This window comes from Photobacterium sp. 53610 (assembly GCF_036409375.1).
Classification (GTDB): Bacteria; Pseudomonadota; Gammaproteobacteria; order Enterobacterales; family Vibrionaceae; genus Photobacterium.
The window spans coordinates 49100-71563 of the sequence record NZ_JAXOFS010000002.1; the positions used below are offsets into that span (position 1 = coordinate 49100).

At 47.3% G+C, this 22464-nt stretch carries 23 protein-coding genes; 7 read left to right on the forward strand and 16 right to left on the reverse strand.

Features of this window, described 5'->3' with window-relative positions; translation table 11 throughout:
- Positions 1 to 9: 9 nt before the first annotated feature.
- From ovoA to SPK40_RS06740, 9 genes are all read right to left on the reverse strand, one after another.
- Positions 10 to 2124, reverse strand: a complete 2115-nt coding sequence (gene ovoA, locus SPK40_RS06700; RefSeq protein WP_330959892.1) for a 5-histidylcysteine sulfoxide synthase — start codon at positions 2122 to 2124, stop codon at positions 10 to 12.
- A gap of 253 nt (positions 2125 to 2377) precedes the next feature.
- Positions 2378 to 2689, reverse strand: coding sequence for a DUF4198 domain-containing protein (locus SPK40_RS06705; protein ID WP_248142534.1), 312 nt, complete (start codon positions 2687 to 2689; stop codon positions 2378 to 2380).
- A 363-nt stretch (positions 2690 to 3052) separates the two neighbouring features.
- The gene (locus SPK40_RS06710; protein WP_248142533.1) at positions 3053 to 3595 is read right to left on the reverse strand and encodes a GNAT family N-acetyltransferase; all 543 of its coding nucleotides are present in this window, start codon (positions 3593 to 3595) and stop codon (positions 3053 to 3055) included.
- A gap of 145 nt (positions 3596 to 3740) precedes the next feature.
- Positions 3741 to 4562, reverse strand: a complete 822-nt coding sequence (locus tag SPK40_RS06715; RefSeq protein ID WP_330959893.1) for a sterol desaturase family protein — start codon at positions 4560 to 4562, stop codon at positions 3741 to 3743.
- Entirely contained in the window at positions 4550 to 4993 is a 444-nt protein-coding gene (locus tag SPK40_RS06720; protein WP_330959894.1) for an SRPBCC family protein, read from the reverse strand. The genes SPK40_RS06715 and SPK40_RS06720 overlap by 13 nt, the downstream gene beginning before the upstream one ends.
- Before the next feature lie 948 nt (positions 4994 to 5941).
- A complete protein-coding gene (locus SPK40_RS06725; RefSeq protein ID WP_330959895.1) occupies positions 5942 to 6505 on the reverse strand; it encodes a hypothetical protein in 564 nt (187 codons plus the stop codon).
- 165 nt (positions 6506 to 6670) lie between these two features.
- Positions 6671 to 7543 (reverse strand): NAD(P)-dependent oxidoreductase, encoded by an 873-nt coding sequence (locus tag SPK40_RS06730; protein ID WP_330959896.1) that lies wholly within the window; start codon positions 7541 to 7543, stop codon positions 6671 to 6673.
- Between the two features lie 231 nt (positions 7544 to 7774).
- Positions 7775 to 8074, reverse strand: a complete 300-nt coding sequence (locus SPK40_RS06735) for a DUF406 family protein (RefSeq protein WP_330959897.1) — start codon at positions 8072 to 8074, stop codon at positions 7775 to 7777.
- Positions 8075 to 8262: 188 nt separating this feature from the next.
- The gene (locus tag SPK40_RS06740; RefSeq protein WP_330960352.1) at positions 8263 to 9804 is read right to left on the reverse strand and encodes a methyl-accepting chemotaxis protein; all 1542 of its coding nucleotides are present in this window, start codon (positions 9802 to 9804) and stop codon (positions 8263 to 8265) included.
- Between the two features lie 1044 nt (positions 9805 to 10848).
- Here SPK40_RS06740 and SPK40_RS06745 point away from each other — a divergent pair.
- The 3 genes from SPK40_RS06745 to SPK40_RS06755 all read left to right on the forward strand — a co-directional run bounded on the left by SPK40_RS06745 (position 10849) and on the right by SPK40_RS06755 (position 12902).
- A complete protein-coding gene (locus tag SPK40_RS06745; RefSeq protein WP_248142526.1) occupies positions 10849 to 11097 on the forward strand; it encodes a hypothetical protein in 249 nt (82 codons plus the stop codon).
- 251 nt (positions 11098 to 11348) lie between these two features.
- Positions 11349 to 11942: a TetR/AcrR family transcriptional regulator gene (locus SPK40_RS06750; RefSeq protein ID WP_248143334.1), complete on the forward strand. Its 594-nt coding sequence runs from the start codon at positions 11349 to 11351 to the stop codon at positions 11940 to 11942.
- 51 nt (positions 11943 to 11993) lie between these two features.
- Positions 11994 to 12902 carry an alpha/beta hydrolase gene (locus SPK40_RS06755; RefSeq protein WP_330959898.1) on the forward strand — a complete coding sequence of 303 codons (909 nt, stop codon included), beginning with the start codon at positions 11994 to 11996 and terminating at the stop codon, positions 12900 to 12902.
- Here the strand turns inward: SPK40_RS06755 and SPK40_RS06760 are convergent.
- Positions 12862 to 13617: a 1-acylglycerol-3-phosphate O-acyltransferase gene (locus SPK40_RS06760; RefSeq protein WP_330959899.1), complete on the reverse strand. Its 756-nt coding sequence runs from the start codon at positions 13615 to 13617 to the stop codon at positions 12862 to 12864. The genes SPK40_RS06755 and SPK40_RS06760 overlap by 41 nt on opposite strands.
- Before the next feature lie 297 nt (positions 13618 to 13914).
- Between SPK40_RS06760 and SPK40_RS06765 the strand changes: the two genes are divergently transcribed.
- Together SPK40_RS06765 and SPK40_RS06770 are read left to right on the forward strand one after the other, a co-directional pair.
- Positions 13915 to 14463 (forward strand): NlpC/P60 family protein, encoded by a 549-nt coding sequence (locus tag SPK40_RS06765; RefSeq protein ID WP_330959900.1) that lies wholly within the window; start codon positions 13915 to 13917, stop codon positions 14461 to 14463.
- Between the two features lie 112 nt (positions 14464 to 14575).
- Complete coding sequence (locus SPK40_RS06770; RefSeq protein WP_248142522.1) at positions 14576 to 15094, forward strand: aminoacyl-tRNA deacylase; 519 nt, start codon at positions 14576 to 14578, stop codon at positions 15092 to 15094.
- Positions 15095 to 15170: 76 nt separating this feature from the next.
- Here SPK40_RS06770 and SPK40_RS06775 read toward each other — a convergent pair whose 3' ends face one another.
- The 3 genes from SPK40_RS06775 to maoP form a co-directional block, all read right to left on the reverse strand.
- On the reverse strand, positions 15171 to 17162 hold the full coding sequence (locus SPK40_RS06775) for a flavohemoglobin expression-modulating QEGLA motif protein (RefSeq protein WP_330959901.1): 1992 nt from the start codon (positions 17160 to 17162) through the stop codon (positions 15171 to 15173).
- Positions 17146 to 18174, reverse strand: a complete 1029-nt coding sequence (gene gshB / locus SPK40_RS06780) for a glutathione synthase (RefSeq protein WP_330959902.1) — start codon at positions 18172 to 18174, stop codon at positions 17146 to 17148. Before gshB ends, SPK40_RS06775 begins: the two co-directional genes overlap by 17 nt.
- Positions 18175 to 18287: 113 nt before the next feature.
- The gene (gene maoP / locus SPK40_RS06785) at positions 18288 to 18644 is read right to left on the reverse strand and encodes a DUF413 domain-containing protein (protein ID WP_248142519.1); all 357 of its coding nucleotides are present in this window, start codon (positions 18642 to 18644) and stop codon (positions 18288 to 18290) included.
- Between the two features lie 162 nt (positions 18645 to 18806).
- On the opposite strand from maoP, the gene hdfR reads away from it, so the two are divergent.
- Both hdfR and SPK40_RS06795 read left to right on the forward strand, forming a co-directional pair.
- Complete coding sequence (hdfR, locus tag SPK40_RS06790) at positions 18807 to 19667, forward strand: HTH-type transcriptional regulator HdfR (RefSeq protein ID WP_248142518.1); 861 nt, start codon at positions 18807 to 18809, stop codon at positions 19665 to 19667.
- 285 nt (positions 19668 to 19952) lie between these two features.
- Positions 19953 to 20117 carry a hypothetical protein gene (locus SPK40_RS06795; protein WP_248142517.1) on the forward strand — a complete coding sequence of 55 codons (165 nt, stop codon included), beginning with the start codon at positions 19953 to 19955 and terminating at the stop codon, positions 20115 to 20117.
- Positions 20118 to 20254: 137 nt separating this feature from the next.
- Here SPK40_RS06795 and yjjG read toward each other — a convergent pair whose 3' ends face one another.
- The 3 genes from yjjG to SPK40_RS06810 form a co-directional block, all read right to left on the reverse strand.
- Complete coding sequence (yjjG, locus tag SPK40_RS06800; protein ID WP_248143332.1) at positions 20255 to 20938, reverse strand: pyrimidine 5'-nucleotidase; 684 nt, start codon at positions 20936 to 20938, stop codon at positions 20255 to 20257.
- Positions 20939 to 21060: 122 nt separating this feature from the next.
- Positions 21061 to 21366 (reverse strand): hypothetical protein, encoded by a 306-nt coding sequence (locus tag SPK40_RS06805; protein WP_248142516.1) that lies wholly within the window; start codon positions 21364 to 21366, stop codon positions 21061 to 21063.
- 90 nt (positions 21367 to 21456) lie between these two features.
- Positions 21457 to 22386, reverse strand: coding sequence for a chemotaxis protein (locus SPK40_RS06810; protein ID WP_248142515.1), 930 nt, complete (start codon positions 22384 to 22386; stop codon positions 21457 to 21459).
- Positions 22387 to 22464 lie beyond the last annotated feature (78 nt).

Genomic DNA, 22464 nt, shown 5'->3' on the forward strand with positions numbered 1-22464 from the left:
AATTTTACCTCAGCGTTTCCGCCAGATCGTCATCTCTGAAACGGTGTGCTGGAACTTGCGTTTGGTTTCACGAATCACAAACGGAATTTCCTTCACGGCAATCAGTTCAAAGTGCGGGATCAGGGTTTCGGTCAGGCCATCTAAGGTTGTGAAATTCTCACCATTGACTTTGATTCCCCCCAGCCATTTATCTTTGGGCGTATATTCCTCAAGCCAGGTGTACGGTGAGGTCATCACCAGATAGCCCCCCTCAGTAATGCGATCGGCAATACTGGTCAGGAACACTATGGGATCCGCTAAACGGTCCAGCAGATTCGAGGCGTAGACCAGATCATAGTTGCTGAACTGAGGCTTGAGGTTACAGGCATCTCCCTGACTGAAGTGGATTTTGTCCTTGAGATTCCGGTAACCAAGGTCATTGAGAGTGACACTTTTGAATTCAACCAAATCTCCTTCTGTGGGAATCGTGTAGCGCTTTTCTCCTTGTTCCAGCAGAGAATAGGCCTGTTGAATAAAACGGGCAGAAAAGTCGATTCCGTCCACATGATCAAAGATTTTCGCCAGCTCAAAGCTTGCTCGGCCCACGGAACAGCCAATATCCAGCGCTCGATGGGTATGGTGCAGGGAAATCTCCTGCATGCATTGTGATACGCCATTCACACAGAAATTCGGGACATTGAAGTACTGGTTGCCGTAATGAAACTCCAGGTACTGGGCAATCAGCTCGTTGGTTTCGTAGATGTTCAGATGGGTCATGCTTTCCGGATCCTGTTTTGAAATGACATAACGGAATCCGGCGTGCTGATAAAAGTGGCGACGGAATGCGTAGCGTGACTCCGGAATGGTCTCATTGCCGGTTGAAATCCAGGAACCGCCTTTCATCAGGTTATGCTTGCCATCAAAGGTTGGAGTGGAGAAGTCATCATATAAAGGATGAACTTTGAATCCCTGAAATCCGTCAATCGCTGTTTCTGTCCATTGCCAGACATTGCCGATAATGTCGCACAGACCGTTATGTTCAAAACGATCGACCGGACATGACGAAGCAAAGTATGCCAGTTCAGTATTGCCCGGCACTTCCTGCCACGCCGGAGAAGCCGTATTCAGACACTGGCGCAGCAGAGACCATTCTGCTTCTGTCGGTAAGCGGACAGGGAGCTGTTCTTTGTCTGCTTTCCAGTTACAAAACGCTTTGGCTTCTAACTGATTAATTTCAACCGGCCAATTGAGCGGCAGCGGCATTTCACTGCACAGGTTACGCTGTAACAGAAGGCCGTCCCGTTCAACCCAGAAACGCGGCATCTGTGCCTGTGTATACTGAAGCCAGGCAACACCTTCCTCAGACCAGTATCTTTCCTGCTGATAACCGCCATCTTTGACAAATTCCAGAAATTCCTGATTTGAGACCAGGTATTTGCTGGTTTTGAAATCATCGACCTTGTATTGCTGCACACCGTACTCATTATCCCAGCCATAGGTGTCTGCACCTACCTGCTTACCCAGGGTGATTTTACGGCCTGAAATGGCAATCAGCTGATTTTCCGGAGCGTCTCCGGCTTCTTCGCAGGGAGCCCATTGCGGGGATGGCGTTAAGTCTGAGAGGGGAAGCTGGCGGATGATGACGGAGGTGGTTTCAAGGTGAATGCGTTCGTGTTCTATGCCCATCAAAATGACCCAGGCCGGATCGTCTTCTTTGATGGGTAACGACAGTGGCATGGTGTCAATGAACTGGCTGACGGTGGACTTCACTTGATCACGATAGTTGCGGACATCATCAACGCTGGGCCAATCGTAATGGGCATCGTTCAGATCATCCCAGGACATTTCATCGACACCAATGGCAAACATTGATTCAAAGTGAGCATTCAGCCTGCGATCAATGTATTTACCCAGTTTCAACTTATTGATATAGAAGACAGCCGTATGGCCAAAGTAGAAAATCAAGGGGTGGCGAAGAGGTTCAGCTTTCTTGTAAAAGGCCTGGTGATTGTTAATCAACGAGAAAAGAGATTCATACACTTCCCATGTCTGGTTGAATGCGGCTTTTAACGCTTGCCGTTTGGCCTGCTCGGAGCTTCCTGTAAGTAACACACTTCTTGTTGCTGCTGTTGGAAAATGAACCATAGCTGCTTACTCTCCTGTAATCGTAAATCCTTTTTGATATTGCGTTTGTTGGGGCTCGCTCAGTTCAGTTGCACCGTTTCGCTGACGGTATGACTTATGGTGCAACCATACGTCCCCAAGAGCAAGCCGGTGTATTTATTTTTGATCGGTAAACTCAATATTAAGAAGCGTTTGGCTTCTGCATTCTGAGATTGTCTGAAAAACTAAAAGGCCCCCGGATGGGAGCCTTCAATCGGATAACTAAGTTCTGAGCTTAGTTTTTACGTGAGCCAGTAAATGCGTAACGTGATGATTTTTTACCGTTTTCAGTCGTTGCTTCAAACTTCACTGAACGAGAAGAGTTCAGTTGCAGTGGAATGAAGACTCGACCACGCTCATCTGTGGTATAAGTTTTGCGTTGTTGAGGTACGTTCGCAACAGAGACTGAAGCGTTTGCAGCGGGTTGGCCATTTTCGGTTACGGTGACCCAGGCGCCGTTGTTGGCATCGGTTACGCGGATGTCAGCAAGGGCTGATGTAGACATGATCAGTACAGCGGTTGCAGTGAGTACTTTAAAGCTAGTCATAATATTCACCTCATTTATCAGTGGCAAAGCCATTGATTAGGTTGCGCCTAAATTTCTTAGGGTTAATTGTTACAGGGCTCTCACATTTAGACCTACTTATTGCCAAGAAATTTCAATCCTGTGTTAAGTCTATCCCAATTTGGGTGGTCACTTCCTGTAGCCGCTTGGTTCGTATGTCTGCCCACTCATTACCCTAGTGAATATAGTGATTGATAACTTAATCATTGCTTAACCATCATCATTATTATAGTAACCCGCAAATCGAACGGATGATTATTTCATTTCAGGGTGTAAATGAAGTGAATAATTTTGTGGTATTTTTTTGAGGTGTGATATTTTTTTGCCTTAAGAGAAGCCTGAATCTCAAGCTTCTACCAGAGAGGATGACATTGCTTCATAGTAAGATAAATCTTCTGTGATTCTGTTGACCCGGATTGCATCTGTCTTAACACAGATAAATGAGAGGCCTGCTTTTTCAAGTACTTTGCCCGGTTTTGGGTCCAGCCGTCGATGCTGAGCAAAAATTTTGGTGAGATGGAGATGAGTAAATCCGAAGTCTACGATGCGCCGGGCTGCCTCTGTACAGTACCCTTGTTGCCAGAAAGGGACACCCAGCCAAAAACCAAGCTGGGCTGTGTTGTCTTGGATATGATGCAAACCAATCGATCCGATGAGTTGCTCTGTATCTTTCAATGTAATTGCGAAGATAGCCAGTGTTCCCTGATCCCAGCCAGCCAAAGCTCTGCCGATCCACTGTCCAGCCATGCCAGAATCATAAGGATAGGGCACATTGGTTGTGCCTAATGCAATTTCAGGGGCGCCAGCCATTTTTTGGATTCGCCCGGCATCTGCAAGCTGTAACGGACGGAGTAACAAACGCTCTGTGGTTAAGGTTGGTTGCCTCATCTCATTCTCCTGGAAACCGGATAGATAAAATAAAGCCTATATTAAATATGTTTCATCTTGGTTGAACTGAATCTGGATCAAAAATACGAGTAATGAGGCCCGTAAACCAGTGTTGTTTTTACGGACCGTTACTTCAGGCCGTTGTTCAGTCCTGACCGGGTGGACCAAACAGGCGGTATAAACGGGATCTCACAGACTGTTCGGGGGCGAATGCGCGGCTGAAGATATGTTTCCAGTGGTGAAAGGTGGCTGTGACAGGATGCCAGCCGGTAAAATCTTCCCGGATCCCATAACGGATGGGTGTGTGATCGTTTTCCGGGACGAAAGTGCCAAACATTTTATCCCAGATAATCAAGACACCTGCGAAGTTTTTATCAATGTATTCGGGGTTACGGGCGTGATGCACTCTGTGGTGTGACGGGGTGTTAAAGATCAGTTCCAGCCAGCCTAAGCGATGAATGACCCGGGTATGCACAAAGAACTGAAAGGCCAGATTGATTGCGACAACCAGAACGACTGTCTCTGGCGGATAACCAATCAGAATCAACGGTAACCAGAAGATCCACATGCCGGATAACGGGTAGGTCAGGCTTTGCCGAAAAGCAGTGGTGAAGTTCATGTGCTGTGAAGAGTGATGCACAATGTGAGAAGCCCATAGCCAGTTGATATGGTGCGACGCCCGGTGAAACCAGTAATAGCAAAAATCCTGAAGCAGGAAGGCAAGGGCGACCGTAGCCGACGATAAGTGAATCTCAAATATTCTGTATTGATATAGCCAGAGAAAAAAAGGCATCAACAGCAGGGTCGCAATGACATCAGCTGTCTGGTGCAATCCAGCCAGGGTCAGGTTACAGGCGACTTCTTTCCAGTGATAGTCTTCGTTGTCATGAAGACGTAATCGGCGGTATTCCCATACCATCGCAAGGAAGAACAGGGGACTGACGGCGAGTAAAATTAGCGCTTCCATGATGATTCACCGTGCCGTGCAACGTTGATGAGAGCTTTCTGGATACTTTTTTTCACTAAGAACTTGATTAGCCAGCCGGTACCTTTCACTTTGGGTGAAAAGCTGATTCGGTACTGAATTTTACTGGTATCTGCATTCAGGCTTTGCACTTGAATCCATCCGCCATGCTCTTGCACGGGGCCGCCATTCACGATTCTGTAGTGCAAGTGTTCATTCTCTTTATAGTCGATCACTTTCTCATCGAAAGTGAATGGTCCGGCAGATACACGGCGTATCGCGCCAATACCATTCGGTTTAGGTTTTCCCGGCTTCACCAAACGGTAAGTGCCGTTAAAGAATCGACCAAGGTTTTGATGATCTGTTAATAACTCGAACAAGATTTTTTTTGGAGCCTGGGCAGATTGTTCTAATAAGATAGTATGCACTGGCATGATGGATTCCTGTTAAGTTGGTAACAATATGTTAACAGTGAATTTTATGATGTCAAATTTGGTCAAAATGATACTTTTCTTATTTTACAAAGGCTTATTTGTAGTTGTGGTCATTTGGAGGTTTCTTCAGGCAAGAAATAATATGCAATTGGTTTGAATTTTGTGTGTTTATTTTGTTAACGCTTGTTAAGGTCTTGATTCACATTGCTTTGTAATCAGTCGGATCTGACGTTAACGAAAATGTGAGCAAAAACTCACAAAAAAGGTCAAAAATACGGTTGAAAAAATTGCCCGGGGCTCTTATATTGATTTGGTTGATGTGGACTAGATGGTGATAACACTGAAAAAAACTTGGATAACCTGAGCCCCACAAAGTGATCTGGCCCTGATAGCAGCATTTCCCCAAATGCAATGACAGGTCAGTGATTAAATCAGGAAGTTCAGTAAGCAAACCATCTCGCTTCATACTTATCTTACTTCCAGACTCTGAGTACCAAGGACACGACAGTCATCTGTTGATGGTGTAATTCAGATTTGTTTTGGAATAAGTCACGTTAACGATATCCAAATGTCATTCAACTGTCATCGGTATTTGGGTAAAGTGAAACGGATTAGGTAGCAAAGCTTTGAATAAAACTTAGCTTTTTATCTATGTTTTATCGAGAGGTGAATTATGACAAATAGAAGCCGTAGACAATGGTTTTATTATCAATCACAGTCTTCTAAGTCAAAACTAAGAAGTAAATAACGTGTTTCTCGCGGAAGCGAGAAATTAGAACGATCAGATTGATAATTGATTCCAACCATTGAAAGTAGCCAGAAACACCCATGAATTGTGTTTCTGGCTTAAGTCTTTTTTGGGGAATGGGAAATGAAAAGAATCGAAGTATGAAAAGATTTGAATACTGAGTGACTAGATTCCCGGTGAAAACGATGCCTGAATCTAAATTACCGGTAAATTTTTCCGCCAATCATCATGTTTTCAGGAATCGACTTTAGTTCAATGCCACCTAAATAAATATCTCCCTTCACTGTAATACTCGCCGGAAGTTCTGTGATTTTTGTATGTGCCAGATACAAGTTGCCGCCTACTTGCAAATAGGGAGGCAGCTGAGTGAGCGGCATGCCAATCAGGCTTAAATCACCCGGAACGCGTAAATGTGGGTTTAGCTGAGTTAGCCTGGTGTGCGCCAGATTCAGATATCCGCCAATCTCCAGTTTTCGGGGTAACATCGTAATGTCGCTATAGGCCAGATCCAGATTCCCATCCACACGAATTGTTTTGGGTAAAACTCGTATATCACTGTTTTCCAGATTCAAATTTCCTTTGACATGCAGTGGGTCGGGCAAACGAATCAGTTTAGAATGCCTTAATGACACGTTGCCATAGCTGTCGGTATAGTTCAGTAGTTTTAATTCAGAAACAAACTGGCTGGCTGCCTGAGCCTGATGAAAAGACAGGGTTAGGGTAAATACACTGAAATGACAGAACTGGCGGAGTCTTTTCGACATTCTTCTCATGGATTGGCTTATTTTGTGCGTTGATTACGTGGAATTGTAATCCGGAAATACAGAAAAGACAGCGCCATAAAACAAAATGGGAGTAGTATCACCGAATGCAGCCGACGGGAAACATTCTGGATTTTGCGCTGCCTGAAACACAGCGCAAAATTGGAATCAAGAATCAAACTGCTTAATTAAAACTGAGGTGTCAGCCCGATTCAGACCTTTTTGCTGCAGCTTTTCATATTCAGCATCGACCTGATGAGTCAACGGAAGTGATACGTTTAATTTCTCTGCAGCTTCAAAACAAATTGCGAGATCTTTCCGCATCCAGTCGATGGCAAATCCGAAATCAAATTTGTCTTCAGCCATGGTGACAGCCCGGTTTTCCAGCTGCCAGGAGCCAGCAGCACCGTGTTTCAGAACATCGGTCATTTTTTGAATATCTAATCCGGCTGCTTTTGCCAACGTGATCGCTTCAGAGAGTCCCTGAAGTACGCCGGCAATACAGATCTGATTCGCCATTTTGGTGATCTGGCCAAAACCGATACTGCCCATCAGTGTTGAAGCTTTTGCGTAGGGCTGAAAGACAGCTTGAGCTTTGCTGAAATCTTCCTCACTCCCACCAACCATGATGGTCAGGCAGCCATTTACAGCTCCAGCTTCACCGCCTGACACGGGTGCATCCAGAAATGATGCTGAAACTTGTTGGGCTGCTTCAGCGATTTCACGGGCAACGTCGGCGGATGCAGTTGTGTGGTCAATCAGTAAGGTACCAGGGCGGACAGCGGAAAGGATACCTTCTTCCCCGCAGTAAACCTCGCGGACATCGTGATCATTACCGACACAGGTTAAGACGACATCAGCATTTTGTGCCGCTTCAGCGGGTGTCCGGGCCATTTTTCCTGCGTAGGTCTCAAGCCATTTCTCTGCCGTCGCAGTGGTGCGGTTAAAGACCACAACCTGAAATCCGGCATTTGCTAAATGACCGGCCATAGGAAAACCCATGGTGCCCAGGCCGATGAAGGCGATCGTTTTATCTGTCATGATTGTGCATCCTATTGCGTTTCTATCCGGCAGGGATGATATCACAGCCCTGATGCGAAAGCGTTATCAGAGAAAAGTGGCGGAGCAGGGGAAGTTGACATTGGATGTTATGGCGCGAAACAATCAATCGGATGTGTTACAGGGTGGTGTATTGAAGACGAAGGTGTGAGACCTAGGCTTACATGCACAATGCAGCACAATCAATGCGCTGCATTGTGAAAGAAGACAGAGTTAACGCGCTGTAAGTGAACGGGATTTGAGGTCAAAAATTATCTTTTCTGCACTGCATTCAAATTGCAGGCGGGCAGTCATCTGCTTTCCGTCATCACTATAAATTGTCTGATGCTTAACATTACTGTTGACGCCTTGAGCCAGCGCCAGATAGGGGGCAAACTCCGATTCAATTGCTGCTTGACTCTCACCATCAAAGGCGAGCTCTGAAACTTCATCACCTTCACGAATCAAAAAGCCTATCTCGGCAACGACACCACAGGCTTCACAGGGTTCTTCGGTTTGATGCAGATCAGCCATAATCTATCCTTTAAACTCATACGACGTTTGAGTATGAGTGTATCTGCGGATTGGCAGATGCGCTATCAAAGTCAAAGCGAAAGGTTTGTCACAGATCAAAGCAAGCGGAAGTACTTTTAAAACAGCCAGGGCGAGGATAAACAAAGAAAAGGCTGACCTTCCAGGAAGGCCAGCTGTATCAGAAGAGATTACTTTTCCTCAAACCGCTTCGCCAGTGCTTCAAAGTCATCGACTTTGCCACTGAGTCCAGCGCTTGATTCTTCAACCAGCAGTAACTCTTTAAAGTTCTGCTCAGAGGCTGCAGCGATAGAGTGGATATGCTGACGGGTATGATCGGTGAGCTGCTCCTGATCTCCGGCCGCCTGCGCCATTTGCCCGATGAGCCTGTTCATTTCAATCATATTGGCTTCCATGCTCCTCAGGCTTTCTGAACCCTTGGCAGCAATTGAAACACATTCATTGGTTTGATCACGATTATGCTCTATCACCGAACGCCATTCGTCGATGGTGCTCAGCATGTGTTCAATACTGTTCTGGATTTGTTCTGTTGCCGTCTGAGTTCTTGAGGATAACGCCCGGACTTCATCTGCAACGACCGCGAAACCACGGCCATGCTCACCAGCACGCGCGGCTTCGATCGCAGCGTTCAGCGCCAGCAGGTTGGTTTGATCGGCGATCCCACGAATCTCTGTCATCACCGTACTGACTTTGGCGGCTTCATCACTGAGTTGCACTGTTGCTGCGGTTGCCTGTTCAGCCTGAGCAGAAAGAACCTGCAGGTTTTGCTGAGTTGCGTCTAACTGATGACGCGTTTGATCGCTGAAATTTTGCGTACTTTGCAGCAATTGTTCGGACTCTTCCGCGTGCTGGCTGACATGCTGCGCAGAGCCGGTCATGTCATCAAGTGCACTGGCAACATTCCGAATGTTATCGTTTTGATGGCGGATTGCCTGATTGACCCGGGTTGCTGTTTCACTCAGATTTTCTGCCAATACATGTAAAGGCTGGGCGGCATCTGTCATTCTGCCAAGAACCGTACGCATACGGGCCGATGCCATTTTCAGGTGGTAGTCGGCAATGGAGTACTGACCGTTTCCTGAATAAATCAGGCGGCTGATGCTGTCATAGTTCTGTCTGAGCTGATGAAGCTGTTGTGGTGTATTGAACAGTTCCTCCCGGAACCAAAGCGCCAGCACCAGTAAAGGCATCATGGAAAATAAAACACTCCATGAGAAACCATCCTGCATGAGGCTGTATAAGCCGGGGAGCAGAGTCGCTGCACCAAGCAAGCTATAACGCACAGCTGAAGGCACTGTGAGATTCAGTGTACTTTTGCCTTCATTTCCCCGCAGGACTTTATAAGCCTGCGCTGCGGTTTTTACCATTTCCGGGGTTGGCTTTACCCGGACAGATTGATAACCGACCATTTTCCCGTGTTCATAGATCGGCGTCACGTAGGCATCAACCCAGTAGAAACCGCCATTTTTGGTTCGGTTTTTAACCACGCCGCGCCAGGCATTTCCTTTTTTCAGGTGACTCCACATATCCGCGAAAGCGGCTTTTGGCATATCGGCATGGCGAATAATATTGTGGGGTTTACCGAGTAATTCAGATTCAGCGTAGCCTGCAACCTGGCAGAAACATGGGTTGCAATAAGTAATGGTTCCTTTCAGATCAGTCGCAGATACAAGCTGTTCGCCAGCCGGAAATGTGACTTCACCGTCCTTCATGGTGTGAATGGAGATAGCAGACACGTATAACCCTTGTTTTAATATGATTTTTTATCGGGTGAATAAGAGCATAGATGCATCTGAGATTTCAATAGGAGGATAGCGAAATCATCTATAACCGCACGAAAATTAATGGCAAAGATGGTTGGTGGTGTGAGGTTGCGCTAAAAATCCGATACTCAATCCAACGCTTATGATCCGGCGAGGGGGAGAAGGTGAATCACTCGGATGACAGACCAGTGAGCGTTCAATGGAAATTATGCAATAAATTTGAATGGTAGGGTTTATTTGACATCAAAGCATCGCTTGCTATGCTCTTGGAGTATCGAATTGATGTGCGTTTGAATTCATAAAGGTACTTATTCACATGATGGCTAATCAGAGATAAGGAGCATTTATGAAAATCGTTTATGGCAACATAGATAAAAATGGAAACATTGTATCTGGTAGTGGTGACATACAGTTGAAAATGTTGGTGCGGGCCATTACAAAGTTGACTTTAACCAAGCTTTTCACTTAGCGCCAAGTGTTGTCGGGTCTCAAACTGACTACGATAGCTCTAATCAAAGCCCACTCGACAACATCGTTTTTCCTTTTGTTGAAACAACAGGGTTTTCAGCCAATGTTGGCGGTGCGAATGGGAGCTTTCAGAATAGAAGCTTCTCATTTATTGCAATTGGCGAATAAATTTTGTTTACGATGTCGTCATAAAATTGAAGCCTGCAAACGCAGGCTTCAGAGAAGTTTGTCTCCTCTTCTTGCAACCCTCCCTTCGAAGAAGATGATGTTTAACCAGCCTGATGGCATCCCGCGCTGAAGTCTGCTGTTCTTTATCCCCGTAATCCGGTTGATCTCAAACGCTAATTCAGTCGGAAGCGATGGTTCAATTTCTTGTCTTCCACGTTACTGAAGTCGGTACCCGCAGGAACGGTTCACCTGCGACTCGGGAAACGGTCAGAATTAGCTATATTTATATTGTTAAGAATCGTGATGAGGTGGAGAAGGGATTTCTATTCTTTATCCAAGCAGTGAGAGGATTTGATTATGGTTCTTTCTGAATGTCGCGAAATGTTCAACCAACACACACTGGTCGAGGCGAGGCTGGTGCATGACTTTCTGAGTGCCGGCTGGAGTGTGAACTTCAAGGATAATGATGGGAATGATTATCCGCTGACGGATGTGTACGGGATCCCCTGCAGCTATGATTCTCTGAAACAGGCAGAGGATATTGTTCACGAAATTGGCGACTGTCCGATTCAGGTCGACAGTCTGTTTCATTTCTCTGAACGCTAGCACTAACTCTTTGTTGTCCTGCTGAGATCGTGGATTTCTAGCGGACGGAAGAATTGAGTGGTCGGAAGTAACCATGCTGGTTCGACCACTCTTTCCTTGTCTGAAATAGAACGATCGTGCTTTACTTGGTCGGTCTGTTGATCACCATTGGCTGTCTGACAGCACGAATGAGTTCTTCGGCGAAGTTGGTGTCACCCGAGTGGCGTGTGCAGGCAAAATCAGCAGACTCAGGGAATGAGAAAGGAAGTGCAATGAGTAAAGGGCGGGTCACTCGCGAACACATACTGAAAACGGCATTCGATCTGGCCAGCAAAGATGGACTGGACAGTCTGACCATTGGTCAGCTTGCCAAAGCATCCGGGATGTCGAAAAGCGGGCTGTTCGCACACTTCAATTCCAAGGAAAATCTGCAGGTATCAGTGTTGCAGTATGCGGGAGATTATTTTGCACTGCATGTTATTCAGCCCGTCCGTCGGATTCAATTTGACTCGGTAGAACAAAAACTCAGGTCATTGCTGAGCCACTGGCTGGCATGGAACCATTCTTTTCAGGGCCGGTGTATGTTTATTGATGCCTGGAAAGAACGAAGGCACGGTGACGATTCTGTCCAGTTGGAGCTCGACATCATTACAAGGCGTTGGCTGGATTATCTCTGCCTCCAGGTGGAGAAAGGGAAGTTGTCAGGTGAGTTCAGAGCAGACTTAGATACCTGGCAGTCAGTTTTTCGGCTGTATGGCGCTTATCTGAGTAGTCAGCTCTTTCATTCTCTGGCGCTGGAAGACGATGAAAGTCGTCGGTTCTGGTGTGAAGTCGAAACCGTTTTTGCCGAGTGGCGAACACCATAATTTTTAAAAACTTAAAAAAGCACGACCGTTCTTTTTTTGTGGAGGCAAGCAATGAGCAGCAAAATTTATTTCAATACAGCGGGTGGCCTGAATCTCAGACGCCGCGCAACGAATCTGATCACCCGTGCTTATCACAGAATGGCTCCATCTCATGCTGTAAATACGGCGCGGAAATTGTTACTGACGCCAGAAAAAATAATCAAGCAAGCGGAACAGCCTGACGGGATGCGCATTAAAGCGATTCAAAGCACTGAAGGCAGTCTGATGACTTATGCATTGGGGGATGGCCCGGTGTGGCTGCTGGGGCATGGCTGGTCAGGTTCAGCCAGTCAGTTTTTCCCGCTGATGGAAAAAATTGCAGCGGCGGGGTTTACCGCATTGGCGTTTGATAATCCCGCTCATGGGAACAGTGAAGGGCAGTATGGCCACTTACCGGGATTCGTAAAGGGGCTGGAAGCTGTGATTGATCAGGAAGTGGAAGAGCTGGCAGGCGTCGTGGCTCACAGCATGGGCTGTACGATGGTCCTGGAAAGTAAACATCCGAAGCTGGCTGGAAAACCGATGTTTTTGATTGCCCCGGTACTGAACTACAGGGACAACCTTTATCGGATGGTTGATGTGTCCGGTTTTTCGCTTCGTTTATTCCGGGATGTGGTCGGGGAAATCGAGCAGCAATATCAGTATCCGATTGATACAGTCGATACTTTTGCCCGGCTGTCTGAACATCAGGGGAAGGTTCTGATCGTACATGACGTTTCAGATCGGTTTGCACAGATTGAGCAATCCCGGGATGCGAATGCCCTGAACCATGTCGAATTGATAGAAACCGAAGGGTTAGGGCATAGTCGGATCCTGAGCAGTCAGGCGGTCCTGGATGCATTTGATGTCATCAGTCCGTCCGCATTATCGCGGCACCGGATCAGCTCGATTTCGCTGCAACAGTTTCAGATTGAGCGGTAAGTGCAGCAACTTCTGCATCCAGTTTAGCAATATGATTCAGCATCATTTCATGGCAGTGGTCAGCCAGTGCTCTGGCGTCCTGGACGGTCATTGCTGAAGTGTCAATTGGGTCAAGATACTCAGCAATCACGGTCCCGTTGTCCCGGTTGCTGAGATCAATCTTGTTGTAAGTGCTGCTGACCACCATAGGCACAATGGGTACACCTGCCTCAATGGCCATTCTGAATGCACCAGTTTTAAAGGGCAGCAGACCTCGTCCTTTACTTCGGGTGCCTTCCGGATACATCCAGACCGACAGATTTCGCTCGTGAATAGCAGTGACAACCTGTTTGATGGTGTCTCGGGCTTTGGCTTTGTTTTCCCTGTCAATCAGGATATTACCGGTAATCCAGTAAAGCGGACCGAAAAAAGGGATCCAAAGCAGGCTTTTCTTGCCGATGGAAACTGTTCTGGGCCGAACCATTCCGGGGGAGGTGACGAAATCAAAAACGGTCTGGTGGTTTGAGATGTAGACTGCCTTGCCGCTCCCGGTAACTTTTTCCTCACCGCGCTCAATAATCTGCACGTTGACAATTTTTCTCAGCACTTTAAACCATTGGCTGAAAAAATAGACATGTTTCGGATCGCGCGGACTGAACAGACAGTAAACCAACGCGAACAGACAGGTGAACACAATAAAAACGGTAGCCAGTAAGAGGCGGATAAAAGCGAGCACAACAACTCCTTATATACACAAACTGCTTTTTCTTTAGCGTAATCCAGTACAGGAATTTCGCAAAAGAGGTCTGATGAGTTGTATGCAACAACTCACAAAATCGCATGCTAATTCACTGAAAATGAAAACAATTTCTTGCGTATCCTGCGCATTAATGATTTTGGACTGTTCTGTAGGGTGAAAATATCTTTGTCAGAAGTGCTTTAAGATTGTCCAGATGGCGGCGACATGAGTGCATCAGGACAGGGCTTCGTGCATAATCACTCCTTTGTGGTACTTTTTTGCGCTGAGGTTGAAATGGTCACGACGAAGCTGATTTCATTCTTCTGCTTCCGACAGAAACTGCTGAAAATGTTTGCCCTTGTCGCAATTCTTATCCTGACGGGCTGCAGCAGTAAGCCTGATATAAACGACGAAGCCGCAGAAAAAACGCTGACTGCAAAGACGCCAACCCATGTTCCAGTAAGTCTTGCCATTCAACCACCTGCACCCAGTTTTCAGACCGTATACCAAAGCTGGAAAGGGACACCATACCGGTTGGGCGGAACCACCCGAAGCGGCATTGACTGTTCTGCATTTGTGCAACTGACTTATTCAGAGGTATATCAACAAATGTTGCCCCGAACGACGTCGGAGCAATCCCGTTTAGGGAAGCCGGTGCCATTATCTCTGGCGAAAAAAGGTGATCTGATCTTTTTTCGGACGGGCCGAACCATGCGTCATGTTGGGATTTACATGGGAAACAATGAGTTCCTGCATGCTTCTACGTCACAGGGGGTTGTTGTTTCCAGCATGGATGCCCCCTATTGGCAGCGGGCATTTTGGCAGGTACGCCGGTTACAGTGATTCTTGGTCGCTGACCTTTACATATGCCACCAAAATTTCTGGGCCTCTGGCTCGCAAAATGGCCGGAGCCCCCTCATAATTTGTGTGGGACTGGATTTCCAGGAGGTGACCTATGGCGATGGCAATGACAGTCGGGCAATTCCTCAACAGCCATAATGTGGACTTCAGCCTGACACATCACAGGCATACTGATACGTCTTTCAGCTCTGCAATCTCTGCACATGTGCCCACATCTCAAGTGGCAAAAGCGGTCTTACTGAAAGATCAGCAGGGAGACCATCTGATGGCGGTTGTCCCCTCAAACCGGCGGGTGATGATTGATAAAATCAACCGGATTATGGGCAAACAGTATTTTCTGGTGGGTGAGCATGAATTGTCCAAGATCTTCCAGGACTGTGAGCCGGGTGCGGTTCCTTCGCTGGGACAGGCATATCAGATCAATATGCTGGTGGATGATTTGCTGCTTGAACAAGATGAACTGTATATCGAATCAGGGGACCATGAAAACCTGATCCATCTGAACAACAAGCAGTTCCACAAAGTGATGCGGGATATTCCACACCGCAATATTTCAGGCTACCGGATGCTGTTTACACAGGAACATGACGGACGTCACTGGGAATGGGAATAGCAGACCGTAAGTGATCGGCCTGAATAAACAAAGACGAGATCCCCGGCGGGAATCTCGTCTTTTTTGTCTGTGATTCTTAATCAATGCAATTCAGCATGAAATTAATAATCGGATCCGTCTCTGTGTTCATCGACAGGGCCTTAGGCATGTACTGTGGGGGTAACAGTATCTCACGTTCAATCAGCTCGTCTAACAACGGTTTGAATTCAAAGCCGGTTTTCCCGATAAACAGTGAAGTCAGATCGGTTTCTCTGTGTAAGCGGAGCGCATCTTTCAGACCTCGCAGATAGAGGAAGTCTTTTGTGAAGCCACCGCCCCGGTAAGCACGGGTGGTAATCGTAAACGCCGTATCGTCAGACAAACCGTAGTCGAATTTCAGGGTGCTGAAGGTTTCATTGAAGCTGCGCTTATTTACCATCATATCCACGGCTACGACGCGAAGTGCCAGGGTTTTCAGCCGGTGGAGCGGGAAGTTCCCTGACAGGTGCTCACACAAAATAGCCAGACCTTCTTGCGTATGGGTATTACCGGGCAGGCCCAGTTGCAGCACTTTCAGGGGTTGGGCTTCAGCATTTACGCTGGTGACCATGTGCACACCCATTTCGTGGTGAATCAGGGCATACAGGTCAGCAGGGGTGAAGCGGCTGTTCAGGTTCACCTTCACTGTGCGTCCGCTGACCATCGCGCGGGCGATCAGTTTGGTTGTGCCCTGGATTTTACAGCTGAAACCGTAGTCCTCGGCAGCCAGGTTGAAGGCATCAATCGCCTCTTCTGCGCTGATTGTAGCTGTTTCACGCTCTGCGTATTCACGGGCATGCAGGATGAACCGGGCATTGGCGATGTCGCTTTCATCCGGGCGACCGTAGTAACGCAATGAGTTATAAAGAAACTCTTCATGGCCCAGACTGGTCAGCAGGTCGATACGAACAGCCAGCTGGTCAATCACCTTGCGGTACATGGCCTGAATTCCTGCGTCACGAATGTCTTCTACAGGCAAACGATAGAGCTGCTCACGGAATTTATACGGATCCAGATCCAACTGCCGGTACGTAAACTTAGGCTGGTACGCATCACGATTATGCAGGAAGCGTCTTTTTTCCTGCTTCAGGTTGATCGGGTTGATATAGCTGAGGGTATTCAGGCCACGGGCAAACCGGTATAACTGGCGATCAAGCTGCACAACTTCCTTTGGCAGTTTAGAGTCCAGTACGTGCGCTTTCTGACGTCGGCGCGTTGAAGGCTGCTTCATACGTGATTCAATCACATAAGCCGCATGGCCTGTCAGAGTGCTTTTCAGCTCGGTTTTGAGTTGCTCTATGACCAGAGGGTAACTTTCACCACCATTCTCATTCATATACACCTTCTTAATCTCAATCGGTAAGATCAGGGTGCGGGAGAAATGATCACGGACAAAGGTGGCCTGATATCCCATCCCCTGGAAGACCAGATTTTCACCGGCAGTCACTGCCAGGTTGGGCAGGTTCACCTGACCCAGACGCGTCAGTAAATCCTTAATTTCTGACTGCCACTCTTTACGATCAACCTGCGCCGTACCCAGGTTAAAGGTAGGGCACGGTGTGGTAATGCGTTCGTAATTATATGAGTGTACGTCATAGACGACACAGTAGCCGAACTTATGCTCCAGAGCCGTGATCAGCGCATGAAAAATCCGGTAGTAGCAACTGTGCTTTGCAAGGGATGCGAACCTTTCTGCATCGGTCAGCGGAGCGTGCCAGACATCTTTGCCCCAAGCCTGAGAGTAGATGCAGCTTTTCGGATCGCGATTAAGATCGTATTCATAGCGGGAATCTTCGCCCTGCAGCACAATCGGCATGGATGCGACAAACTCACCTGTATAAGGATCTTCTTCGAAATATCTTTCCTGTGCAGAAAGGTGGCACTTGGCCACCAGTTCAGGACGCATTCTGCTGCCGTGATGAATGGCTGTTGCCACAAACGGCTGGTACTCAGAAATACGGATGGTCAGACTGCCATCAGCCAGCTGAGCTTCAAAAGGTATATTTTGCTGGATTAGTGCCAGCACTTCATGCTCAGCTAGTTGCCGCATCTTCGATAACCTGTCTGAATTTATTTTTACGCGCGATGCTGACATCTTTCGCTTTCACAACGCTCTCGACAAAGTCGATTACTTCACGTTGCAGTTTTGTGCGGTTCAGGCGGTTGATACGGGTAATCCCGCCCGGGCTGAGTACATTGACTTCAACCAGTTTGCCGTTGATCACATCCAGACCGACGAAGTACAGGCCGTCACGGACCAGTTTCGGGCCGATATGACGACACAGGCGCAGTTCCTGTTTGGTCAGCGTGTGCTTCACTTCCTGACCACCGGCATGAATGTTCGAACGGACATCATCTTTTGCCGGAACACGCTTCATTGCACCAATAGGCTCACCATTCAGCATCATGATGCGCACGTCGCCTTGTTCGGCGCCTTCAATGTAATCCTGCAAAATCACATAGTTGTGGTCATCGCCGATATAGAAGTCGAGCAAAGAACGTACACTGGATTTAGCACTTTTCTCAACCAGAATCACGCCTTTGCCGCCGTAACCGTTCAGCGGTTTCATGATCATGCGGTCATTCGGGTTCTCTTCCAGCACACGCTCGAGATATTCACGGTTTTTGGAAACGTGAGTGACCGGAATGAACTCACGGTTCGGGTCAGGCAGGGAAGCCGTGTAAAGTTTGTTATTGGCAACCCGCAGGCCGTCAATATCATTAAAAATGAAAGTATCGTCACGTACCGAGTCCAGAAAGTTCAGCGCCATTGTGTCCAGCGGCGGGTTAGCACGCATGATAATGGCGTCAAACCCTGCCAGCGGCAGTTCGGCTTTGCGGAATTCTGCTTTCCGGTAAAAGCTTGGAACATTGTTGGAAACGGTTGTCTTTTTCAGCACTCGGCAAAAGGCAATTGCCATACTGTCACGCATGGTCAGGTTACTAGGCGTTGTCAGAGCAACAGTATGGCCACGACTGGCAACTTCATGGATCAATCGTAGAGTAGAGTCGGTTTCCGGTTCTACTTTGTGCCAAGGGTACATCACGAAACAAATTTTCATTTCTATAAACCAGTTTATTGCCCGGTTGCATGGGGCAAAAAAGAAAAGAGCCACGCGCTATTAGGCGAATGGCTCGGTAAAGCATCTTGCTATGGCGATAGTCAACAGATTACTCAGTAATCCATATCCTCATCGCTACCGCCGCTATCATCGCTGTCATCTTCAAAGCTGTTCGCCGAAGATTTGCGAGGAGAATTGCACAAGGTATAGCTACGTACCTTGGTGGATGTCTGTTTCAGGTACTTCATCCAGCACTTCGCGAAATCTGATGCAATTTCCTGCTGACCTGTAATTTCAGCAAAAAACTGCACTTCTTCCGGGTTTTCAGGCTGAAGCAAACCTTCCTGGATACCACGCATGGTACGTCCGTAACTTTCCAGAATATTGGCTTCGCTGAGTGTGAATACGCCTGAGCGGTTAAAGCCGCGTGGGAAATTTTTATCGTCGTAAAATTTGCCTACACTTCTCATCTGATCACCTGCCATGTGAGATTTGCGCTGATATTCTTTCAGGTTTGTCGAGTTGTAAATCAAAGGTTTTTCGTCGTCACGATAAAACTTTTTAATGATAAGTGCGGGTCGCTCAGTGTAGTATCGCCATGAGTCCCTTCTTCTATATATACGGGTTAACTTGTGGACACCGAATTACTGAAAACATTTCTTGAAGTCACCAAAACAAGGCATTTTGGCCGGGCTGCCGACAATTTATATCTGACGCAGTCGGCTGTCAGCTTTCGGATACGGCAGCTTGAATCACAATTGGGTAATGCTTTGTTTTCTCGCCAGCGTGGGAATGTTCACCTCACGGCAGCCGGTGAGCGGCTGCAGCCTTATGCTGAGGCGATTTTACAGACCTGGAGCCGAGCGAGGCAGGATGTTGCTTTATCAGACTCCTGTAATAATCAGATAACGCTGGGGGCTTCGGCACTGGTGTGGGAGTTTGATGGCATCTCAGACTGGATCAGCCGCATCTATGGCGCGATTCCGGACCTAGCTTTGCGACTCGAGACGGTTTCAAGACAGGGGCTGGCGAAACAGATTCTGAATAAAAGCATTGATGTGGTCATTACCAGTGAACCGCCCAAGATTGACAACCTGATTGTCAATAAAGTCAGGGAGTATCAGTTACAACTGGTTTGTCATATGCCGGATTGTGATATGACAGGTGTCAAAGATATGCCTTTAGTTTATCTGGACTGGGGAACCCGTTTCGCGGTAGAGCATAGCCGCATATATGAGTTACAGAAAACACCGATACTGCATACCCATTCAAGCAAGATGGCGCTGGAGCATTTGCTGAATAATGGTGGTGTCGGTTATCTGCCATCGCCTGTGATTGCTCACAGTGTTGAAGCAGGGGAGCTTTATGTCGTCAAGAATGCACCCGTGATGGAGCAAACTCTGTATCTGATCTGGCGCGATGACAACGAGAAAATTGAGTTGCTGGATCGCTTGCTGGACGTTGCGTTCAGCGAGATTAGTGAAAGTGTATAAGCACAGTTTTCTGAATAATATATTTTGTTGTCATGATTAAAATATCTTGTTGTACAGAGATTCAGGCTTTGCATTAGTCTCGCTGCTGGAAGGAGGGCGGTTCTGGTGAATTCAAGCTCTCGCTGTATTGGCTATGTGCAGCGAATGAACCGACTTTCTTGTCATACCGCTGAGCATTTGTGTTTTTTTGAATTGTTCCCCTATGCTTAGTGGTGATGGTCAGCCCGGTTTGGGGTGGCCCAACATCCTCAATGTTTTTATCTGGTTGTGTGTCAGGAAACAAGCATGGCAAAGTTAGATGAGAAGTTCCGCAAAGGGTCGAAGTCCAAACTCAAGAGTGATTTTGATGATGACTTTTTTGATTACAATCAGCAGGCGCGGAAGAAAAAACGCCGCCCATCGCGCCAGCGTCAGGACAGCGGTGAGTACATGGATTTCGACTACGAGTAATTAAAATTTCACGACATAGCCTCCAGTAAGTAACGATTCACGTTCAGCTGGAAACCAGACACGAGAAGCGCACCCAAGGGTGCGCTTTGTTATTTTTGGAATCTCTTCAGCAAAATCTTTTCAATCAGGGCTGAATTTTACTGTACGTCTTTCAGTAAGAGTGAAGACAGCTCATCCAGGTGGCTGACGATATAACTCGGACGAATACCTTCCGGTGCCTCGTGATCATGATGATTCAGCCAGCAGGTATCCATGCCTGCATTGATGCCCCCCAGAATGTCTGAATGCGGATTGTCACCGACCATGAGCACTTTACTGCGTTCTGGGTTACCGATCGCATTCAGCGCGTAATCAAAAATCTCAGGGGCTGGTTTGGCTGCGCCGACCTGTTCTGAAATGATTAATGTAGAGAAGTAATCTGTGACCCCGGTCCGGCGTAAACGGACATCCTGAAGTTCAGTAAACCCGTTGGTAATAATGCCCATTTTTACGTGCGGATTCAGCCGTTCCAGCATTGAAGCTGCGCCTGGCAGCAATGAACAGGTGTCTGCCATCGCCTCAAGAAATGCGCTGTTCAGAGTGACTGTCGTGACATTGAGCTTGGAAGCCCAGTATTCAAAACGCAGGTGTTTGATTTGTTCAGCGTTGATATCACCGTTTTGATAATCCACCCAAAGTGGTTTGTTGATACGTTGATATTCAGAGAAATGCTCAGGGGTAAAATCAACCTCAAAACGGGAAAACATCAGTTTGAGGCCGCTGTAAGCATCGAAATGGAAAAGTGTTTCGTCAGCATCAAACAATATCCACTGGTATTTCATAGAGTCAGCCTGTGAAGTTGAGGAAACCCACATCTTACTCTTTTCATCGCCCGGCAACAAAAGAAACCGGGCAACAGCGGAATTACATGATTGATACAGCAGCGGAAATGGCAGTGTGATGATTATGCTGCCAGATGGTCGGTCATCATCCCTGTGGGTTCATTGTAGAGCTTGATCACCAGGGTCAGCGTTTCTTTTTGTGTATCTTCTTTAATGGTGTCTATGGTGTAGAACTGGCCGGTTTTATTTTTTAAAGATTTCTTCACCAGCTGGGCAATGCTGTCGTCGATGTCACCTTTGACTTCAATCGTTTCGACTAATTGAAAGTAACCATGATTTGCTTCATCAGGGGCAAGCAGTTCAGGATTGGCTAAAGCTGAGCCAGAGGCGCTGAGAAGAATGGCACTGAAAATGATGCGCTGAAACATGTGGGTTCCGTCAATGAAAGATGAATATTGCTCATAGCGGCAACTGTGCCATAGCTGCCGCAGTGAATGTCAGCATTCTGTTAATTTGGATTATTCGACATAATTTTTTTGATCTTCAGTCAACACATTTTCCTGGTGCTGATGTGCACCTCTTAACATGGCATGAATCAGCTCATTTGCTTCGAATTTAGTCAGTGCTTCATGGGCACCCACCTGATGTGCCTGAGAGACACTGATTTCGCTCGACAGCGATGTGTGCAGGATTATATAGGTGCCACTCAGTTTGGCACTGTTCTGGACCTCAAATGCCAGCTCGTAGCCATCCAGTCCCGGCATTTCAATATCACTGACCAGAATTTCAAAGGGGTGACCTGCGTCGGCAGCCTGATTCAGCATTCTGAGGGCGTCAGTCCCGGTAGTTGCGATGTGATAAGGGATGCTCACGCTGTCCATTGCCTGACAAAGCTGGCGGCGGGCAACGGCAGAATCATCTACCAGCAGAATTTTCAGCGGGCGCAGAATTTCGCGCTGAACATCGGTCAGAACCGGATGAAGGCTTTCAGGAGAATCAGGAAACACTTTAGACAACAACAACTCAATATCTAATAACTGAACCAACTGGTTCTCAATATTTGTCACACCGGTAACAAAGATGTTTCGGCCCAGCGATGGCGGCGGGGCGTCAATGTTATGCCAGTTACACTCTGTAATTTTGTTGATCCCTCGAACCAGAAAACCAACCAGCCGGCGGCGGCAGTCGGTGATAATGATATAGCATTGCTTCAGTTCTTCCGGTGTGAGCGCAGGGTAACCGATGGCCTTAGCCATATCGATCACCGGCAAGGTGTCACCACGGAGGCTGGCTGCTCCTAAAACCGTTGGATGGGATTGCGGAATAGCAGTTAAAGGCGTAAAAGGAACGATTTCTTTCACTTTCAGTGTGCCAATGGCAAACAGTTGCCGGGAATTCAGCCGAAAAAGCAGCATCCCCTGAGATTGATTGGTTGCGGTTTTGAGCATTGCAGCTTCCCTTTTCCACCCGTCAAATTGTCTTCTGTTGCAACAGAAGAGGACAAGATTTTAATCCGATTATAGTAG

What these genes read in the sequence shown, in the direction of transcription:
- SPK40_RS06795 (WP_248142517.1), top strand. Translation starts at nt 19,953, where the DNA reads ATGGCAAAGTTAGATGAGAAGTTCCGCAAAGGGTCGAAGTCCAAACTC.
- SPK40_RS06710 (WP_248142533.1), bottom strand. Translation starts at nt 3,595, where the DNA reads ATGAGGCAACCAACCTTAACCACAGAGCGTTTGTTACTCCGTCCGTTA.
- SPK40_RS06730 (WP_330959896.1), bottom strand. Translation starts at nt 7,543, where the DNA reads ATGACAGATAAAACGATCGCCTTCATCGGCCTGGGCACCATGGGTTTT.
- SPK40_RS06810 (WP_248142515.1), bottom strand. Translation starts at nt 22,386, where the DNA reads ATGCTCAAAACCGCAACCAATCAATCTCAGGGGATGCTGCTTTTTCGG.
- SPK40_RS06725 (WP_330959895.1), bottom strand. Translation starts at nt 6,505, where the DNA reads ATGTCGAAAAGACTCCGCCAGTTCTGTCATTTCAGTGTATTTACCCTA.
- maoP (WP_248142519.1), bottom strand. Translation starts at nt 18,644, where the DNA reads ATGAGAAGTGTAGGCAAATTTTACGACGATAAAAATTTCCCACGCGGC.
- SPK40_RS06745 (WP_248142526.1), top strand. Translation starts at nt 10,849, where the DNA reads ATGGTTCTTTCTGAATGTCGCGAAATGTTCAACCAACACACACTGGTC.
- SPK40_RS06735 (WP_330959897.1), bottom strand. Translation starts at nt 8,074, where the DNA reads ATGGCTGATCTGCATCAAACCGAAGAACCCTGTGAAGCCTGTGGTGTC.
- SPK40_RS06705 (WP_248142534.1), bottom strand. Translation starts at nt 2,689, where the DNA reads ATGACTAGCTTTAAAGTACTCACTGCAACCGCTGTACTGATCATGTCT.
- SPK40_RS06775 (WP_330959901.1), bottom strand. Translation starts at nt 17,162, where the DNA reads ATGCGGCAACTAGCTGAGCATGAAGTGCTGGCACTAATCCAGCAAAAT.
- SPK40_RS06715 (WP_330959893.1), bottom strand. Translation starts at nt 4,562, where the DNA reads ATGGAAGCGCTAATTTTACTCGCCGTCAGTCCCCTGTTCTTCCTTGCG.
- ovoA (WP_330959892.1), bottom strand. Translation starts at nt 2,124, where the DNA reads ATGGTTCATTTTCCAACAGCAGCAACAAGAAGTGTGTTACTTACAGGA.
- SPK40_RS06755 (WP_330959898.1), top strand. Translation starts at nt 11,994, where the DNA reads ATGAGCAGCAAAATTTATTTCAATACAGCGGGTGGCCTGAATCTCAGA.
- SPK40_RS06740 (WP_330960352.1), bottom strand. Translation starts at nt 9,804, where the DNA reads ATGAAGGACGGTGAAGTCACATTTCCGGCTGGCGAACAGCTTGTATCT.
- gshB (WP_330959902.1), bottom strand. Translation starts at nt 18,174, where the DNA reads ATGAAAATTTGTTTCGTGATGTACCCTTGGCACAAAGTAGAACCGGAA.
- SPK40_RS06720 (WP_330959894.1), bottom strand. Translation starts at nt 4,993, where the DNA reads ATGCCAGTGCATACTATCTTATTAGAACAATCTGCCCAGGCTCCAAAA.
- yjjG (WP_248143332.1), bottom strand. Translation starts at nt 20,938, where the DNA reads ATGAAATACCAGTGGATATTGTTTGATGCTGACGAAACACTTTTCCAT.
- SPK40_RS06750 (WP_248143334.1), top strand. Translation starts at nt 11,349, where the DNA reads ATGAGTAAAGGGCGGGTCACTCGCGAACACATACTGAAAACGGCATTC.
- SPK40_RS06770 (WP_248142522.1), top strand. Translation starts at nt 14,576, where the DNA reads ATGGCGATGGCAATGACAGTCGGGCAATTCCTCAACAGCCATAATGTG.
- SPK40_RS06805 (WP_248142516.1), bottom strand. Translation starts at nt 21,366, where the DNA reads ATGTTTCAGCGCATCATTTTCAGTGCCATTCTTCTCAGCGCCTCTGGC.
- SPK40_RS06765 (WP_330959900.1), top strand. Translation starts at nt 13,915, where the DNA reads ATGGTCACGACGAAGCTGATTTCATTCTTCTGCTTCCGACAGAAACTG.